Here is a 578-nt window from a genome sequence, read left to right as displayed (position 1 = left end):
GGGCTTAAGCGCTAGTATTGAATTTTCCTTAGGCAGACGATCCTGAGCCTAGTCAATGCAGAGTTTGGTAGAAGCTTAGATCGTAGCCTGTGAGCGAGGCATAGCGTCCTCTGCCGACAGGGTTGATGAATATTCTGGAGAGGAATAAGGCCAGATAAACTAATCTGGCCTTATATTGGTAGGGTATTATAAGCCGTAAACAATGTTTACCTGCAAGCTGTTAACATTATCTCTGATAACGTATTCACCGCGAACCGCAATGTTATGGTCAACGCGATACTCACCGCCAAAGCCCATTAACAAACCATCGTCATCGCCAAAATCAAGGCCAAGCCTTAAAAGTCCGCTCACTTGCTCATTTACCGCATAGTCTGCAACCGTTGCAGCCCAAATACCATCAGCAGAAACTGAGCCGCCAAAGCGGAAGTCAAAATCACCCGATGTCATATAGCCGGCTTCAACTGCTAGTTTAACTTTGTCTACTTTTATCAAGTTATCATCGAAGCGATAGCCGCCAAAAACTTGAAAGCCCATTGCATCATCAAAGCCGCTAAGTGAGTTCATACCCAAACCGCCAC

The 578-nt window shown here is 45.7% G+C and carries 1 protein-coding gene; it reads right to left on the bottom strand.

Translation table 11 applies throughout. From position 1 onward, the window contains the following. Positions 1-186: 186 nt before the first annotated feature. Positions 187-578, bottom strand: a 392-nt coding sequence (locus A3757_RS05620; protein WP_231878225.1) for a hypothetical protein, incomplete at its 5' end; no start/stop codon positions are given.

It is taken from the genome of Oleiphilus sp. HI0117 (assembly GCF_001635235.1).
This window is presented reverse-complemented; position numbering and strand designations above follow the sequence as displayed.